At 64.6% G+C, this 17,702-nt stretch carries 11 protein-coding genes; 5 read left to right on the top strand and 6 right to left on the bottom strand.

Annotated elements, in window-relative coordinates:
* Nucleotides 1-200: 200 nt before the first annotated feature.
* Complete coding sequence (locus SPHPHY_RS20955) at nt 201-2,213, top strand: ATP-binding protein (RefSeq protein WP_156025074.1); 2,013 nt, start codon at nt 201-203, stop codon at nt 2,211-2,213.
* A 582-nt stretch (nt 2,214-2,795) separates the two neighbouring features.
* On the opposite strand, the gene SPHPHY_RS0109095 is transcribed toward SPHPHY_RS20955, so the two are convergent.
* From SPHPHY_RS0109095 to SPHPHY_RS21965, 6 genes are all read right to left on the bottom strand, one after another.
* Nucleotides 2,796-3,341 (bottom strand): hypothetical protein, encoded by a 546-nt coding sequence (locus tag SPHPHY_RS0109095; RefSeq protein WP_022686373.1) that lies wholly within the window; start codon nt 3,339-3,341, stop codon nt 2,796-2,798.
* Between the two features lie 160 nt (nt 3,342-3,501).
* Nucleotides 3,502-6,906 (bottom strand): glycoside hydrolase family 2, encoded by a 3,405-nt coding sequence (locus SPHPHY_RS0109090; RefSeq protein WP_022686372.1) that lies wholly within the window; start codon nt 6,904-6,906, stop codon nt 3,502-3,504.
* Complete coding sequence (locus tag SPHPHY_RS19805; protein WP_022686371.1) at nt 6,903-8,168, bottom strand: ROK family protein; 1,266 nt, start codon at nt 8,166-8,168, stop codon at nt 6,903-6,905. Before SPHPHY_RS19805 ends, SPHPHY_RS0109090 begins: the two co-directional genes overlap by 4 nt.
* Nucleotides 8,152-9,684 (bottom strand): tryptophan halogenase family protein, encoded by a 1,533-nt coding sequence (locus tag SPHPHY_RS19800; protein ID WP_022686370.1) that lies wholly within the window; start codon nt 9,682-9,684, stop codon nt 8,152-8,154. The genes SPHPHY_RS19805 and SPHPHY_RS19800 overlap by 17 nt, the downstream gene beginning before the upstream one ends.
* Before the next feature lie 65 nt (nt 9,685-9,749).
* Nucleotides 9,750-12,929, bottom strand: coding sequence for a TonB-dependent receptor (locus SPHPHY_RS0109075; protein WP_022686369.1), 3,180 nt, complete (start codon nt 12,927-12,929; stop codon nt 9,750-9,752).
* Between the two features lie 366 nt (nt 12,930-13,295).
* Nucleotides 13,296-13,454 (bottom strand): hypothetical protein, encoded by a 159-nt coding sequence (locus SPHPHY_RS21965; RefSeq protein WP_156025073.1) that lies wholly within the window; start codon nt 13,452-13,454, stop codon nt 13,296-13,298.
* Nucleotides 13,455-13,545: 91 nt separating this feature from the next.
* Between SPHPHY_RS21965 and SPHPHY_RS0109065 the strand changes: the two genes are divergently transcribed.
* From SPHPHY_RS0109065 to SPHPHY_RS0109050, 4 genes are all read left to right on the top strand, one after another.
* Complete coding sequence (locus SPHPHY_RS0109065) at nt 13,546-14,046, top strand: acyl-CoA thioesterase (RefSeq protein WP_231370390.1); 501 nt, start codon at nt 13,546-13,548, stop codon at nt 14,044-14,046.
* A gap of 126 nt (nt 14,047-14,172) precedes the next feature.
* The gene (locus SPHPHY_RS0109060) at nt 14,173-14,910 is read left to right on the top strand and encodes an ABC transporter ATP-binding protein (RefSeq protein WP_022686366.1); all 738 of its coding nucleotides are present in this window, start codon (nt 14,173-14,175) and stop codon (nt 14,908-14,910) included.
* Nucleotides 14,907-16,346, top strand: coding sequence for an ABC transporter permease (locus tag SPHPHY_RS0109055; protein ID WP_022686365.1), 1,440 nt, complete (start codon nt 14,907-14,909; stop codon nt 16,344-16,346). Before SPHPHY_RS0109060 ends, SPHPHY_RS0109055 begins: the two co-directional genes overlap by 4 nt.
* Nucleotides 16,343-17,608: a DUF3526 domain-containing protein gene (locus SPHPHY_RS0109050; protein WP_022686364.1), complete on the top strand. Its 1,266-nt coding sequence runs from the start codon at nt 16,343-16,345 to the stop codon at nt 17,606-17,608. The genes SPHPHY_RS0109055 and SPHPHY_RS0109050 overlap by 4 nt, the downstream gene beginning before the upstream one ends.
* Nucleotides 17,609-17,702 lie beyond the last annotated feature (94 nt).

Genomic DNA, 17,702 nt, shown 5'->3' with positions numbered 1-17,702 from the left:
TGCTGAGCATGTCACGCTCGCACGCGCAAATTACGCAAACTTCGGGCGGACGCTGGCTCGCCAATGACTGCCGTCCGACCCTGACGCGTGACACAATCACGTCACCTGCTCGTCGTCCGACGCTGCCCCGCTGGCGCTTCTTGCTGCAAGTGGGTACCTGACTGCGAGCCGATACCTCCACAGGGCATCGGTCGCGAACATTGGGAGGTTTGCCGGGCTGTGAGCAGGATCAACGTGTGAGACGCTCCCTTGCCCTCCTCATCCTCGCGGGGATCATCCCGATTGTCGCGCTGGGCGGTACGTTCGGTGCGGTGACGCTGCGCAACGAGCGGGAGGCGATCATCGCGCGCGGTCGTACCGCCGCCAATCTCGCCTCCACCCTCCTGTCGCTGACGGTTCGCAGCAATGTCGAAGCGGTCAAGATGGTCGCGCAATCGCCGACGCTCGATGGCGCAGAGCCGGATATCGCGCGGTTCACGACTCTCGCACGACGCATCCTGGCGAACCAACGCGACTGGCGTGCGGTCGCGCTGGCACAGGCTGATGGTCGATTGCTCTTCAGCACACTCCCGCCCGCCGAACGACCGTCGGTCCTCGGCGGCCTCGACGCTGCTGCGCTGCGACGGCTACGCGCGACCGGGCAGCCGCAGGTAGGTGCCATCACGACCGCGCCTTCGGGGGAGCGGTTCATGACCGTCCTCGCGCCCGTCGGCCCGGCTGGAAAGGTGCGTTTGGTCGTCTCGGCACTCATACCGGTGACACGGATCGAGGGGTTGCTGCGCGTAGAACCATTGGCATCCGGCTGGACCGCGTCAATCGTCACGCGCGCCGGCGTCGCGGTGATCGTGCCTGCGGACGGCAGGAACGCGGTCTCTATCGATCCGCGCCCTGTCGAGATGTGGATGCCGGTCGCCGGAACAAAATGGTCGGTCAGGATCACCGCGCCAGCACAGGCATTCCTAGCCCCTGTCAGGCACGCCGCGCTGCTGCTACTCAGCGCGGCGACGCTGTGCATCCTGCTGCTGATGCTGCTTGCGCGAATGCTGGCGCTGGAACTACGGCAGGAACGGAACCGCGAGGCGTCCGAGCTTCAACGCCAACGGATGGAGGCACTCGGAAGGTTGACCGGCGGGGTGGCGCACGACTTCAACAACTTGCTGACACCGATCATGATCAGTCTCGATCTGATCGGACACCGCAATGTGGACGTTGGTCTGGTGCGGCATCTCGACGCAGCAACCGCCGGTGTGGAGCGCGCGCGCATGCTGGTGAGCCGATTGCTGTCCTTTTCGCGCCAGCAGCAATTATCTCCGGAAGCGGTCGAGTTGCGCGCGCTGATCGATGGGCTGATGGACCTGATCGAAAAGTCACTGACACCCGCGATCAAGGTCGCCGTCGAGGTGGAGCCGGGCCTCTGCGCCGCTGAAGCGGATCGCGGCCAGCTGGAGCTTGCGATCCTGAACCTCGTCATCAACGCGCGCGACGCGATGCCGAGTGGCGGTCGGCTGGAGATAACGGCCCGGCCTGTAGCCGAAAGCGACAAACCGCGCGCCGGGCCGGGCGACTTCGTTGCGATTACGATCTCGGACACCGGGATGGGTATGGATGGGTCGACGATCGCCAATGCAGTCGAGCCATTCTTCACTACCAAGCCGGTCGGCAAAGGTACCGGTCTGGGGCTGTCGATGGTTGACGGCTTTGCATCGCAGTCGGGCGGTGCGTTCGTGCTGGACAGCGAATATGCGAAAGGCACGCGTGCCAGCATCATCCTGCCATGTAGCAGCGCTCGACCGCCGACACCGCCAGCCGCGCGGACGGATGTCGGCGCTGAACAGCTTCGGATATTGCTTGTCGACGATGATGATCGTGTTCGGCGAGCGAGCGCCGAGGTCCTGACGGAGGCAGGGCACACGGTGGTCGAGGCCGCCGACGTGGACCTCGCACTCGCGGTGCTGGTCGATGCTGTCGACATCGACCTGGTCGTCACTGACTTCATCATGCCTGGCCGATCCGGCGCCGAACTCGTCGAGGCGCTGCGTGTCGCTTGGCCCCGTGTCGCAGTGCTGATGGTAACCGGTCACGTAGACGACGACAGTGGGTTGCCTTCCGATCTCGATCTGCTGCGGAAGCCGTTCCGAAGCGCAGCCCTCCTGAAGGCAGTAGACGACGCGATCCGCCGATCGCGTGCGCGCCTGACTGTGCCGTTTTCTTGAGCTGGCGGCTGCGCAGCGCGGATCCTCAGCGCAACCGCTGTGCGGTGCAAATCAGGTCGGTAGCACGGCCGCCGACGCAAGATGTTGCGGCACAAACTGAGCCGGGACAACGATCAAGTCTTCATGAAGCTGAACGGTCATCAACACGGCGCTGTGCACCTGACCAAGACCAACGCCTTTGGCAATCCGGTCTAGGAGATAGTGGACGCCTACTCGCTTGTGCCGGTGCCCACGGCCCCCAACCTGACCCGTGGCACGCTCAACGAGGCGATACGACAGATCGACCTGAGGCCGAGTGCGTGCGAATGGATGTAGAGCTGGGCTGGTCGACGCAGCTCGCGACGGTGAAGCGTTGCGCGGGCAACGGGCGCGCGACACGTCGCGGGGCGACAGCGGTCATAACGCTGGCGGTGCAATAGCGTTCTCGCGAGTGACCGGCCACTACCGAGATAAAGCTTACATTTCCGCTTGGCTATGCGGGGATCCGCGCCTTGAATCCAGGGCGATGTGCCCCTTGAAGTTGCTGGTTGAAAGAGTCGAGACAGGGGCAGCAGCGCAGGTCGTGCCGTGCCAACCCTACCATCATGGAATGCTGATCGCTGCCGCCGCTGTGACCGGATACGGCCCGAGCGCAGCTTGGCTGAGCGTCGTCGCGAGCTGCTCGGCTGTGGCGCCGCGCACGCCTGCCGAGCGGACGGTCACGGCCGCGCCATGCCAGAATGGCAGTCGCTCGCCACGTCGCCGCACGCGGATTTCGAGCTCAGTGCGTTCCAGCGGAACGACGACGGACTTGCCGCGAGAGGTCGGTATCGTCACTGCCATGCCTGTCACAACGGTCGGCGAGGTCCGCCCTTTTATGAGGGAGGTGCCAACCTCGGTCCTCGTCGTCACCACCTCCGCAATAAAGGCGGCATGATCCGGGTCATCCAGGATCGTGAAGCCCTTGTTACCGAGCGTGACTGTCACCGCCTCGATCGAGATTTGCTTCAATGGATCGGTGCGGTCGCTTCCACCCGCCGCCGTCACAGCGATTGTGCCGCCGATGCGGGGCGCGGACGCTACGGAGATCGGCACGGTCAGCAGCACCGTAATCATGGCGCTCACCACCGTCATGTCCTTGATCGACATCGCAACCCGCTCCCAGCAACCGCTTCGCCGAAACCAGACGCACCGTGACGCGCCTTGTTCAAGTGCGTAGCCGGCCGGTCGCCGCCCTGCATCAGAATGAGGACGGTTAAGCCGAGATCGTGCCGCCCGACATGCGGAATATCGGCGCTGGCGTCGTTCCCTATCGCCCATCCACCACTGCTGCCGGTATGTTCCAGCCACGCAACGTTACCCTGGCTTCCGTTGTGATCGAAGCGGGATAGCGGATCGCAATTTCGCGCCGGTCCCCGGGCAACAGCGAGACGTAATTGTCATCGTAATAGGCCGGCAGGATTCGCTTCCCCTGCTCGTCCACCAGAGTCAGCTTGGCGTTGAGCGCGGGGATTTCGGTCTCGTTCCTTAGCGCCACCCGCAAAACGCGGTCCTCGCCGTCGGTAATCGGGGGTTCGACGGTCGCCATGAGTGTCGCGGGTGCGAGATCGTTGAGCGCGCGATATGCGTTCTCATCGCGCCCGCGCCAGTAGAAATTACTTGAGACTGTCGCACCCTGCCCATCGACGAGCGAGAGGCTGACCAGCAGCATCGGATTGCTCGCGAAGAGGCCGTCCAGAGGCACTGCCGCTAGCGGCGTCGCACGATTGGAAAGCGCGTCGACTGGCAGATCGCGCGAGAACAAGGTGCGATTATCGAGCCCGACGACGCGTACGTGTGCGCGCAGGCCACGTCGATCTTCCCGGGTTGTATTCAGGACAACGAGCTCGTTACCAGGCAAGTTCAGCTGAACGTGGATCGGCTCCACCGCCTTCTTCGCCCCATAATAAGCAGCATGGGTGTCATAGTCCCACGAATAGATCTGCCACGCGTTCGATGGCCAGGCCGGATGCGTCATCCACAGCAATCGGCCGGAGTTCTTCGTCCAGAGATGCCCGAGAAAGCCTTCGTACATTGCCTTGTGCGTCTCGAGGTTCATCATTTGCGCCTTGCGCTCGAAATCGTCGAAGTCGGTGCCCGCTCCGAACATCCGGTCCAGCGACGACATGAACGTCTTGGTGTCGCCGTTCCCGCCGAAATGCCAGTCGTGGTAGGCCAGCACGTCGCCCAATGGCCAACGATCCGCGGCCGGCGCGTAACTGGCGATCGACTCCGCTGTGGAGAAGGACGGTGTGCCCGTCTCGACCGAAAAGCCCGTCGCGAGATCGGTGAAATAGCCGACCGGCGGACGGTAATTGTACGGTCCCGATCCTTGCAGGTTCACGACGTTCGAGCTGCCGGTAAACCAGCGCGTGCCGTCCAGTTCGAAGACCGCGCGTTCCAGTCCCTCGTTCAGGGTCGGATATGGCACGCCTTCGTTGCGGCCGAACCACAGGATAATCGAGGGATGGTTGCGATAGCGGGCAATCGTATCGCGCGCGTTGGTCAGGAACAACGAGGCGTCGTCGGGTTCGACCTGGAAGTTCTGGGTCGACTGCCAGAAATCGTTGAGCACCATCATGCCGTTTTCATCGGCGAGGTCGAAGAATTCGTCCTCGTTGTTGTTGCCCATCCAGTTCCGAATGACGTTCATGTGCGCTTCGCGCTGTAGCCGGAAGAAGGGTTTCAGCCAGTCGTAACTGACGCGCTTCATCGCATCGTCCATCCCCCAGTTCCCGCCGCGCGCTGCGATCCTGACGCCGTTGACGCGGATGGTCATGTGCGGTTCGGGCAGCGTCTCGGTGATCGGCGTAACCGCTGACGAGCGTTCGCCAGCGGCAGTCAGCGATTCAGCCCAGCCCGTCGGTGACTGCTTGATCGCGGCGTGACGCACGTCGATCAGCGGCGTACCCGCCAGTCCGCCGTCAGTGGTCTGGACGTTGACCCGCCGCAACGCACCGGCCGCATCGAACAGCGACAGATCGTAGCTGACCTCGCGGATGCCGAACCGGTCCAGACGCCGGTCCGACACGCCGCTCGCATCCCGCACCTCGTAGCTGACGTCGTACAGGTGTGGATCGCCATAACCGTTCGGCCACCACAGTTTTGGATTGGCAACGGCCAGTTGGCGGAACTCGGACGGGGTGAAGACGACAGCGCTCTTGCCGGTTGGCGCCGTAACGCTCTTCTCCACCTTCACGCCTTCAAAGGCGACCTTCACCGTCACCTGCGTCGCCGCGCCGGCGTTCTCGATCGGTACGGTGATGTGCACATCGGCACGGTCGGTGCGTGGAAGCGGCAGGTCGGTGACGACATGCGGATCACCGATGCTGATCGCGCCGGTCGCGACCAGTTCGACCGGTCGCCACAGCCCGGTGTTGCGGTCGCGGATGCCGGGGATCCAGTCCCAGCCCTCGGTCGCGACGAAGGTAGGCCCGTCGATCGCCAACTGCCCGCCATTCTCACCCACGCCCGCAGCCACCGATTGTTCGTGCGGGATACCGGGATGCGGCGGCGGCGATACTTTCACCGCAATGACGTTTTCGCCCGCGACCGGCGTATAGGCGAACTGCCCACGCACGAATGCGCCCCGCGTGCCGCCGATGTGTGCGCCATTGGCCCAAACCTCCGCCGCATAATTGATCCCGCCGAAGACCAGCGTCAGGCGCTTGCCCGCCGCTGCAGGCGGAACGGTGAAGCGGGTGCGATACCAATAATCCTGCCGCGCCAGGCTTTCGGGTATGCGCAGGTTGTTCAGGCCGTAATAGGGGTCGGGATAGACCCCGCGATCGACCAGCGTCTGAAGCACCGTGCCCGGCACCGTCGCAACGCGCCACGCCGGTCCGCCCGCCGCGTTCGGGCGCGACAGTTCTGCACCCTCCCCCACCACGTCGGGTGCAGCGGCCAGCGTCCAGCCATTCACCTGCCAGTGATTGGCTGCAAGCGGTTGCATCACCGGCACCGTCGGTAGTGGCTTGGCGCGTGGCGCGGTATGCGCGTCACCACGCGATTGCGGCAGCGTCCATGCATCCTGCTGGGTAGTCAGGCCGATATTGGCGGTCTTCTGAAACGGCCAGCCAGCACCGACGTCGGTCATCTGCACCACCGTGAAGTCCGGCCGCGTCCGTGCCGCGGTGGCGATCGCCGCGGGGTCGCCGGAACGGTCGTCGACGCGCGCGTCGATCAGGTCGCCGCCGAAATGCGGCCTTCCCGCAACCGCCGGCGCGATGGCGACGCGGGCTGCGACCGCGACCGACGACGCCGTGCCAACCGCGACACGCTTCCCGTCGATATACAAGGTCGCGCGACGTCCGTCAGACGATGCGGCGACATGGTGCCATATGCCGGGGACAACGACACCCCCCCGGACGATTGTCGCGCCGTCGCGCAGCGCCAGGTGACCGTCGGCAAGCGTCAGGGCACGTGCCGTACCCGGCACGCCGAGTTGGATCAGCACCACCTCACCCGATTGGCGTACCACCGCGCGCACCCATGTCGACAGGGTGTATGGCGCACCCGCCGCCAGCAGCGCATCGGCGCGTTCCAGCGGGCGCTCGATGCCGATTCCACCCGACAGCAGACGCGCGTTATACGGTCCGCCGTTCACCGGTACGTCGGCGCGCGCCGGACCAGCCAGTGCTGATGCGGTCAGCAGGATCGCCATCTTGCCCGTCATGCGTCTACCCTTTTCGTGCGTGCGGATCGTGCCGCGCGCTCCTGTTCGTTGGTCGGCCCGCGATGCCGGGCTACGCCGTCGGCGGGCAGCAGCAGATGCCCGAAGGCCAGTAGCGCGGCACCGATGGCAGGCGAATCCTCGGCCATCGCCGCCGCCATGACGGGCGCCAGCGCCGGGGCATGCGCGCCGTGTCGGCTGAGCAACACATTGGCGCGTTGCGCCAGCCGCTCGACCAGCACGACCGGCAACCGGCCACCGATCAGCACTGCGCCCGGGTTGAGCAGGCAACTGACTGCCAGCAATGGCTGAACCAGCGCCTGCGCCGCGCGCTCGACCCATGCATGCGCGACCGCCGCGACACGCGCATCCTCCAGATCGGGCTCACGCACGCTCGCCTCGGGCAGTCCAGCGCCGGCCAATGCGTCCGCGAAGCCGGCCAACGAAACGATGCTTTGTAAGGGGGCGCGCCGTCCGGCGCCGTCGTCCACCTCCAGAAAGCCGATCTCTCCGCTGCGCCCCGTCGCGCCACGATCGTAGAGCGAGTTGACGACCACCCCGCCGCCCAGGCCGAACGCGACGAGCAGGTAGAAGAAGCTGCCATGATGCTGCCCCAGGCCGAATTGCATCTCGCCGATCGCAGCGGCCGCAGCGTCATTCTCGACCAGCACCGGCCAGTCTCCGGCATCGTCGAACAGCGCCGCCACGTCATAGCCCGACCATTGATGATAGTCGGCCGGAAGTCCCGGTAGATCGACGCGTCCAAGGTCGTCGGGAACCGCCACACCCAACCCGATGATGCGTCTCGATGCCACGCCGGCTTCGCGCAGCAGATCGTCGACATGCGAGCGGAAGAAACACCGGACGTCCTCGGGCATCGGGTAGCGCAACTCGCGGCTGATCCGCGCCCGCACCGCGCCATCGAAATCGACCGCCACCATCGTCAGGTGATCGCGGTCGATGTTGACCCCGATCGCAAAGGCTCCCTCGGGGTTCACGACCAGACGGGTAGCGGGCTGCCCACGGCCACCGCGCCGCTGGCCGGCCCGTTGCAGCAGGCCGTCGTCGAGCAAGCGGTTGGTGATGTTCGAGATCGTCGCGGAGGTCAGCCCGGTGACGTCCGCGATCTCGGCGCGGGTCGATGCGCCGGCGACCCGGATTGCGTGCAGCACCACCCGTTGGTTGTGCTGCCCGGCGTGTTCGATGTTGGCTCCGGCCAACCGCCCCGATCGGCGCTGTGGCGCCATATCAGTGGCCACGCGCATTCTCCGTCCGTCCATCCGCAACTCGTGACAGGAACGCGTGATGCGGCTCGGCCAGCTTTAGGGTCGTGTCGATCGCCGCCCGCATTCGCGCCAGGCTGTCGGTCAGCGTGGCGTGATCGAAGCGGTCGGCCAGCGGCGAGTGACGCGCCGGCAGGTCGTCGAAGCCGGCGTACATGCTGAGCCAGCTCGGGTCCTGAAAGGTGTCCCACTCGTTACGCACGAACTCGCCGGCCGATCGCCACGCATCCATCTTTATCTGCAAGCCCTCGGTCGGCGGGACGGCGCGCATGAAATCCCAGAATGGCTCGCCACGCCGCTGGTTGGGCAGATAATGAAGCAGCAGAAAGTCCCTGATCCGCTCGAACTCCAGAACCGACTGCCGGTTATAGGTCGCCGCCAGCCGCGGATCACATGCCGTGTCCGGAAACAGCGGCAACAGGCGCTCCAGCCCGGACTGAATCAGCGTGATGCTGGTTGATTCCAGCGGTTCCAGAAATCCTGACGCCAGACCCAGCGCCACGACGTTCTTCTCCCAGAAGCGCGCACGGTGCCCGGCGGTGAAGCGCAGCCGGTTCGGCGCGGCGAGTGCCTCCCCCTCCAAGTGCGACGTCAGCAACGCCTCGGCATCGTTGTCTGACACGAAGTCCGAGGAATAGACGTACCCGTTGCCGACGCGGTGCCGAAGCGGTATATGCCATTGCCATCCGGCCGGACGCGCTGTCGCGGTGGTCAGCGGCTTGTGCGGCGACGCCCCGCGGCATGGGATTGCGATCGCGCGATCGCATGGCAACCAACGCCGCCAGTCGACATACGGCACGCCCAGCGCTTCGCCCAGCAACAGGCTGCGGAAACCGGAGCAATCAATCCACAACTCACCGTCCAGCCGCTCGCCGCTTTCCAGCAGCAGATGGGAGACGTGCCCGCTTTCACCGTCGCGCTCGACCTCGACGATCCGCCCGTCGACATGCTGCACGCCGTTCGCCAGGGCCAGCCGCCGCAGCAGTGTCGCGAAACGCGAGGCGTCAAAATGTAACGCGAAGTTGAACACGCCGAGATCGTTGGCAGGCCGATCGGCCGGTGGCAGGAAAAGGTCGCGGTCCGCCAATTGTGTCGCGAGACAGTAGGCGGCGAGCGGGGTATTGTCCCCCGCGCCGCGTTGTTTCAGCCAATAGTGATGGAATGCAACGCCGTGAGCCGCCACGCCGTACAGACCAAATGGATGGAAGAAGGCATGTCCCGGCCGCTGCCAATCGGCAAAGCGGATGCCGTATTTGATGGTGCCCTCGGTCGCCCGCAGTACCTCGACCTCGCTCAACTCGATCGCCGTCAGGAAGTCGCGGATCGCCGGGACGGTCGCCTCGCCGACGCCGACGGTTCCGATTGCGGCGCTGTCGACCACCGTGATCGACAGCCGCAGATGTGCAAGCCGACGTGCGAGGTAGGTCGCGGCCATCCACCCGGCGGTCCCCCCGCCGACGATGACGATCTTGCGTATCGGAGCGCTCGTCACATTCATCCTTCAGCCGTGCCGCCGCTCCCGCCAGATCGGCGGGCGCGGCGACGATGAGGATCGATACGACGTTAGAAGCGCACGCGCACCCCGGCAATGAAGCGACGCTCGTAGATGTTCTCGTTGAACACCTGATCGGTCCAGGTCAGGTAATAACGCTCGGTCTCACCGGTCAGGTTCGATGCCTGCCCGTAAAGCGTCACGTACGGCAGGATATCGTAGCTGATCGATGCATCCAGATAGTTGGTCGGCATCTGATATTGCGCCAGTCCGCGACCGTCCTGCTGGATGCCGTTGTAATTGGACGATACCAGCCGCTTGGAACGATAATTATAAGCGACACGTGCCTGAAATCCGTATTTCTCGAACCACAATGCGGCATTCGCCTGGTGCTTCGAATTGTCCTGGAAAGGCTGATTGTTACCGGCTAGATCGACTAGTCCGGCGTCACCCAGTGACAGGGTATAGTTGGCATCGACACCGAACCCGCCGAACAGGCCGTTGACCCCGTAATCGGCGAGCGATTGACGAGCCGACGCCTCGACGCCCTTCAGCGTCCCGCCCTGCCCCTGTCGGAAGGTATTGGTGATCACCGGGCGGCGCACCACGCCGTCGTTGTCGGGTATGTCGTTGCGGACTTCGGTGGTGCGATCGATGAAGCTGTCCACCGCGATATAGAACGCCCCCACCGCGAACAGGCTCGAACGGCCGGTGTAATATTCGAAGCTCGCCTCGACGTTGGTTGCACGCCACGGGTTGAGGTTCGGGTTGCCGAGCGAGTCCGCGCTCTGCGCCTCGAACCGTGCGGGGTTGATCGTGGTGTTGATCGCATAGTTTACGTTCAACCCGCCGCCCCATTGCTGGAAGTCGAGCAGCGTCATCGTCTTCGAGAAAGCCGCGCGCGCGCGCAACTTGTCGGTGACGTCGAACGCGATGTTGATCGACGGCAGGAAGTCGGTGAACTGCCGCTTTGTCCGTACGTCGCCGGCATCGACACCCGATACACCATAGGGCTGCGGTGCGCCGACGATGTTCTGACGCACGTCCAGCCGCGTGTTGACGATCTGCAACCCGCCGTTTGCGCGGAACGGCATACCGAGCAACTCACCCTCGCCGGACACCTGCGCGTAGCCGGAGATCTGCTTTGTCTGCACATCGAACGACAGGGCCGGGTTCACCAGATTCTGGCTGCCGGGATAGAATTTGTTCTGCCACGCCTCGCTGTCGTCCATCGCTTTCGGGTCGAGTGCGTACAGGTTCGGCGCACCCGCCGCGGGCAAGGCATATTGCTTGATCAGGCCAGCGAAGATCGGGTCACTCGCCTGTCGCGTCAGGCCGGCCGTGTAGGCGACGCCCTGCGCATCGCGGATCGAGCATTTGCTGTCGTTGAGGTTGACGTCGAATGCCTTCCACTTGACCAGGCACCCCGCCGCCGGGTTACCCGGGTTATCGGTGTTGCCGGCGTAGAACGGCGACACGCGATCGAAGGTGAACTGATCGACGCTGCGCTGACCATAACGCGCACCAAATGCGACCTTCAGGTCGTCGTTCGCCTGCCATTCCGCGTCGGCGCGCAGCGCCCAGATATCACCGTCCTGGTACTGATTGCCCTCCGAAGAGATGGTCTTCAGGCCATAGCGCGACGGATCGCTCGCTTGTGCCAGGAACGCCGGGGAGAAGCCGAACACCGGTGCGCCGCTCGTATAGTCGACGGTCGCGGTCTGGCCGTAAATCTGGTAGCCGGTCGGGTTGAAGGTGACGTCACCGGTCGGGTAGTTGCCGACGCCGTTATACGCCCACTGCCGCCCGTTCGTCAGGCTGAACTGCGTATAGGACTGATCACGCTTGCGCGACGCCTTGCCATAGATGCCACGCACCGTTGCCTTGAACGTCTCGCTGGGCTTCCAATCGAGTTGCAGGTTGTAGTTCTGCGACTCACTCTTCGTTCGGAAAGTCTCCGAATAGCTGTCGAAGCTCGGCAGGCTATAGGTATATTGCTGCACAGTGTTGATATTGTAGGGGCGGTTCTGCGTAATGGCGTTGCGGCCGCCGGCGCCGTCCGAAACGTCGCCGATGTTCACGCCCTGGCCGTAGGCGACGCCCGTGTCGCGCGAACCCGTCGGCAGGTACGGCGAAGACAGCCAGTCGACGTTCTGGAACTGAAAGCCGGCGGTGCGGTCATATTGAGTCTGCCGCGTGTAGAACCCGTCCGCGGTCAGGCGCAGCGCGTCGCTGATCTCGAACTGCAACGACGCGTTGGCACCGAAGCGCTGGCGATCGGTGATGCGGTTCCAGGCGGTGTGCGATTGCGGCGTGATGAAGGTGTCGTTGGCATCGCCATCACCGTTCACGTCATAACCCAGCAGCGCGCCAGCCGCGTTGCGGATCGGCCGCCCACGGCTGACGCCGTTGTTGCCGACCGCGAAATCCCCGGCGACGGCCGGCGAGATCGTGCCATCGCCGTTCAGCGCCGGATCACGCCCATATTCGTTGCGCAACGAGACACCATAATCCTGCACCCCGCGGAAGCTGTTGGCGAGCGACAGGTCGCTATACGCCGCCGACACGAGCAAGCCGATCCGCTCACCGTGGTAAGCGATCAGGCCGTTGGCCGACGGACTCCAATCCTTGGTCTTGTCGCCGTACTGCCCTTCGGCCGCAGCGGAGAAGGTCACGCCGCGCTTCAGGTCGAACGGCCGCCGCGTCAACAGGTCGACCGTGCCCGACAGACCCGCCTGCTGGAGAGAGGCGGTGGGCGACTTGAACACCGTGGCGCCAGAGAACAGTTGCGAAGGGATGTCGGTAAAGTTCGGCTGCACCGTGGTGACCGAATTGGCACCCAGGAACTGCTCGCCATTCAGCAGCGTCGTTACCTGCGGGAGGCCGCGGATGTTGATGGCCGCACCCTCGCCTGCGTCGCGGCGGATCTGTACGCCGGCGATGCGCTGAAGGGAGTCGGAGATCGTGACATCGGGAAGCTTGCCGATGTCCTGCGCGCTGATCGCCTCGACCACGCTGTCGGCGTTTCGCTTCACCTCGATCGCGCGCGCCTGCGACGCGCGGATCCCGGTGACGACGATATCGGTGCCTTCATCGGATTGCGTCGGGGCGGCAACGGGATCCTGCGAGGTCGCGATCGCATCGGGCGTGGCGACCTGCGCCGCCGCGGGACCGGTCAGCGCAACCATCAACACGACGGGCGAACTCGCGGCGAGCATCGTGCGACGCGAGAGCTTTTGCCACTGAAGCATTGGAATATCCCCTCTTACCTTCCGCGATGAAGGTTTCTTATTGATGATTGAATTATTCAGCGGCGAGCTTCTCTGTCAAGGCAGGAAACGGCGTCGAAGGTCAGGCAAAACAAACGAGTTTTGCAAAGAGGCTTTTAGGTGACAGTCCTTCGGTCCTGGTTCCCCCGCTCTGGTAGACGAGGTTCGCTGACCGCCTTCTGCAACCGCACAGCGCGGGAAAACCGAGCGCTGGCGGAGCGATGCCGCCAACTCCCGACGGCGTATATTCTCTTCACGAGACGGCCGCGCCTCGGCCCTACGCGCCCCTCGCAGCCGACTGGGGTGTAAGTGGAAACGCCATGCCGCGCATCCGTCAGGAAGGACATCTCAGACCGCCATCAGTCCGCCTCCACCGAGCGCGACGACTGCCGCTATCTGACCGGCTTTCGATCCAGCCGTGTTACCGACGGCATTGAGCCCCATCAACACGGCGCATTCGAGCAGCGCCAACTCTTGTGGCCGCAGATCCGCATCGATCTTCACCAAGGAACGGCGCGAGACGACCGGGTGGCTTGCGAAAGCAGAACAGCCGAGGTGATGATGAACGGTGCGAGTGTGAGCGACCCGCCACATAGGCTTGCGCGATATTGACGCCGTCGCTTCATCTGCGGAACCATCCGAAGGCTGGGATCGAAGGAGCGAGCATTTGAAACGCGAAGCACTGCGACCGAGGACCGGGTATCGCTGGTGGCAACCGGTAACCACGCGCTGGAGCGACAACGACGTGTACGGCCACGTCAACAACGCGATCTACTATCACTGGTTCGATACGACAGTGAACGCCTGGCTGATCGAGTCCGCACTGCTGGACGTCGCGCACGGCGACCCGATCGGCGTGGTCGTGGGAACGCAGTGTCGTTACGCACGCTCCATCACGTATCCGCAAACGGTCGAGGTCGGTTTGGCGCTCGATCGGATCGGCACCTCCAGCATCACCTACCGGCTCGGTGCCTTCGTCGCCGGGATACCGGATGTGGCCGCCGAGGCGCTGTTCACACACGTTCTTGTCGACCGAGCGACACGGCGCCCCGTGCCGGTGCCGGACGTGTGGCAGGAGCGACTGGAGAGGCTTCGATAGCCACTGCCACGGTTGCCCGGAACTCCCTTGCGCGGGCGGCCCTCCGAACGAGAATGATATGGTGCATCATTACACTTGACCAACCCGCTGCTGCCCGTCACATCGCCGCGAAAGCCGGGAGCCTGCATGACCGATCCATACCCGCCGATCTTCATCGACGCCCTGACGCTCGCTTACGGGCAACATCGCGTGCTGGACGGGCTCACGCTATCCATTGCCGCCGCCAGCATCACCGCGTTGCTCGGTGGCAACGGCGCGGGCAAGTCGACGACCCTGTCGGCTTTACTGGGCTTCGTTCGAGCGGATGGCGGGCGCGTTGCGGTGTGTGGCATCGATCCCGGCATCGATCCGGAAGGCGCGCGACGGCACATCGCCTACCTCCCGGAAAACGTCGCACTTTATGAGCACCTTAGTGCGGTCGAGAATGCCGAATACCTCGTTGCGCTGTCCGGCGAGCGCAAGACCCGCAGCGACGTTACCGATGCATTTGCGGCCGCCGGCTTGCACGAGCGTGCGTGGCAGCAGCGGATCGGCGGGCTTTCCAAGGGCATGCGACAGAAGGTAGCAATCGCGGTAGCCCTCCTTCGTCAGGTGCCGGTGCTGCTGCTCGACGAGCCGACCTCCGGCCTCGATCCGCGCGCCACCGCCGACTTCAACGTTCTGCTCACGCAGGTGCGCGCACGCGGCACCGCAGTGCTGATGGTCACGCACGATCTCCTCTCCGCCGTCGACGTTGCCGATCACATCGGCTTCCTTGAGGGCGGTCGCATCGCGGAGCATGTCGCGGCACGGGGACCAGAGCGCTTCGACGTCCGCGCGCTGCGTGCCAGGCTTCAGGTGAATGACGGCGGGCGTGCAGCGTGAGCCTGGTCGGCTTGATCGCTCGCGATGAACTGCGCCTGATGGGCCGCAATCGCGTGGCCGTCATCGCGTTTGCGCTGCTCGTCCTGCTTACGCTGGCGGCGGTTGCCAGCTCATGGTCGCATCATCGCGCGGTCACGCAATTGCGCGCTCGCCAGCAGCATACGGCCGAAGCCGCCTTCGACGCCCAACCCGATCGGCATCCGCACCGCATGGTGCACTACGGCACGTTCATCTATCGCCCACCTGCGCCGCTTGCGGCCTTCGATCCGGGAATCGACGCGTTCACCGGGAACAGCATGTTCCTGGAGGGACATCGCCAGAACACCGCCAATTTTGGCGACGTGCAGCAAAGCTCGCTGCTCGTCCGGTTCGGGCAACTTACGCCCGCCTTCGTGCTGCAGGTGGTGGCGCCGCTGCTACTGATCTTCCTGGGCTTCGGCGCGCTGTCGCGAGAGACCGAGCGCGGCACGCTGCGCCTGCTTCTGCTGCACGGGGCGACGCGTTGGCAAGTGGTAGGTGGCAAGCTGCTGGCAATGGGCGTCGTAGCGGTCGTCGCAGGGCTGCCCGCGACACTCGGATTGGCGTTGATCGCTGCACAACATGGAGCGCTCGTGCTGCCGATGCTGGTCATCGTGCTCGGCTATTCCACGTATCTGGCGCTCTGGGCAGTGCTGATCGTGCTCGTCTCGGCGCTGGTGCGGCATAGCCGTGATGCGCTGCTTGCGCTGGTCGCGCTGTGGGCCGTGGCAATCGTGTTGCTCCCGCGCGTCGCGCCAGACGTCGCGTCGGCGGCGGTGCCGCTCCGCAACAAGCTACAGACGGAGGTCGCGATCGCGCGGGACCTGCGCACGCTCGGTGACACGCACAATCCGGACGACCCGTACTACGCCGCGTTCAAGCAGGCGACGCTGCGCCGCTACGGCGTAGCGCGGGTCGAGGAGTTGCCCGTCAACTACAAGGGCGTGCTCGCGGTCGAGGGCGAGCGACTGACGTCCGAGCTGTTCGATCGCTACGCCGCGGAGAGCTTCGCTGCGCAGGGTCGACAAAACGCGTTGGTGCGGGCGGTCGGAGTGCTCAGCCCCGCAATCGCGCTGCGCTCGCTATCGATGGCCGCTGCGGGCACCGACTATGCGGGGCATCGTCGCTTTCTCGAACAGGCAGAGGCCTATCGCTATGCGCTCGTGCAGCGTCTCAATCGCATGCAGGCTGAAAATGTCACTTATGCCGCCGATGTCGCACAGGGCGCGGATGCGGATCGCCGCAAGCGGATCTCAGGACGAAACTGGGGAGAAATGCCCGACTTCGCGTATCGTGTGCCTGAAGGAGAAGCGCTCGCCGCAGCAGCGGTGCCGGAGTTGTTGATCCTGTCGGCCTGGGTGGCACTGGCCTTGATGCTGCTCGTGTACGCGACCCGCCGATTGGGGGCTCGCCGATGAGCGTGTGGACGCATGAAGCCCGGCTGCTGCTGCGAGCACGTTTGGCCGTGGTTGGGCTGGCGCTGCTCGCCGCTCTGACGATAGCAGCGCTTGCTGCCGGAAGCGCCGAAGTGTCACGCCAGCGTGCCGCGATCGCCGCAATCCCGGCCGCTCAGGCAGAGGACATCAGGGCGGTCGCCAACTATGTAGACCGCAGCAAGGATGCCGGAAGCGCGGCCTATTACAGCTTCCTCCCGACGTGGGACGCCCCCTCCCCGCTCGCCTTCGCCGCACTCGGCATGCGCGACGTCGCGCCTTACATCCTCCGCGTGCGGGCGCTCGGACTAGAGGCGCAGATCTACGACGGTGACGTGTTCAACCCCGAACTCGCGCTGCCCGGCCGCTTCGACTTCGCGTTCGTGCTGGTCTTCCTGGCGCCGTTATTCGTCATCGCGCTGTGCCACGATCTCGTATCCGGGGAGCGCGAGGCCGGTCGGCTTCGCACGTTGGAGGCGCTGCCACGCGGCGGCCGCGCGCTGCTCCGGCGCCGCACCATCCTCCGCACGGGTTTATTGTGGCTCACGCTCACGCTACCGTTCTGTAGCGCGGCGGTTTTCGCCGGGGTGAGCATGGCGAATATACTGCTCGTCGCGTTCGTGATCGTGTCCTATCTGCTTTTCTGGGTTGCGTTGACCGTGTTCGTGGGCCGGTTGAACTGGAGTTCGGTCGCGAATGCTGCGACGCTTGCGGGAATGTGGCTGATACTGGTGCTCGTCGCGCCGACGCTGGCACATGTCGCAATCAACAACGCAGTGCCGGTCGCCCAAGGGTCGGAGATCGCGCTGGCGCAACGCGAGCGGGTCAACGCCGCGTGGGACACCCCGCGCGAAGACACGATGCGGCTGTTCTATGCTCGTCATCCGCAATGGTCGGGGTCTGCGCCGCTTGGCGACGCGTTCCATTACAAATGGTATCTGGCGTTTCACCAGAATGGTGACGAAAGCGTCGCGGCAAGCGCACGCGCCTATCGCGCTGGCCTACAGCGACGCGACGCGGCCGGTCGCGCGCTCGGCTGGGTGCTGCCTTCGGTCGGCGTTCAGGCATTGCTGACCCGCCTCGCCGGGACCGATCTTGGCGCGCAGCTCGCCTATCACGATCGTATTCGCGTGTATCACCGGCACGTGCGCGAGTTCTTCTACGACTATCTTTTCACCGATCGGCCGTTCACCAGGGCCGACTTCACGAAGGTGCCCACGTTCCGGGAACCCGGCAAAGATAGTTGACACCGTAGTGCGCATGCGTGTCGCGCCTTTGTCTGCGGCAACACGGGCACTCTATGCTTACGAACACCGAGCGTACACGTCCCGTCCGGGCGGC

The sequence above is a fragment of the Sphingomonas phyllosphaerae 5.2 genome (assembly GCF_000419605.1).
GTDB lineage: Bacteria > Pseudomonadota > Alphaproteobacteria > Sphingomonadales > Sphingomonadaceae > Sphingomonas > Sphingomonas phyllosphaerae_B.
The sequence above is the reverse complement of the archived record's forward strand: the minus strand, read 5'-3'. Positions and strand labels throughout refer to the sequence as shown.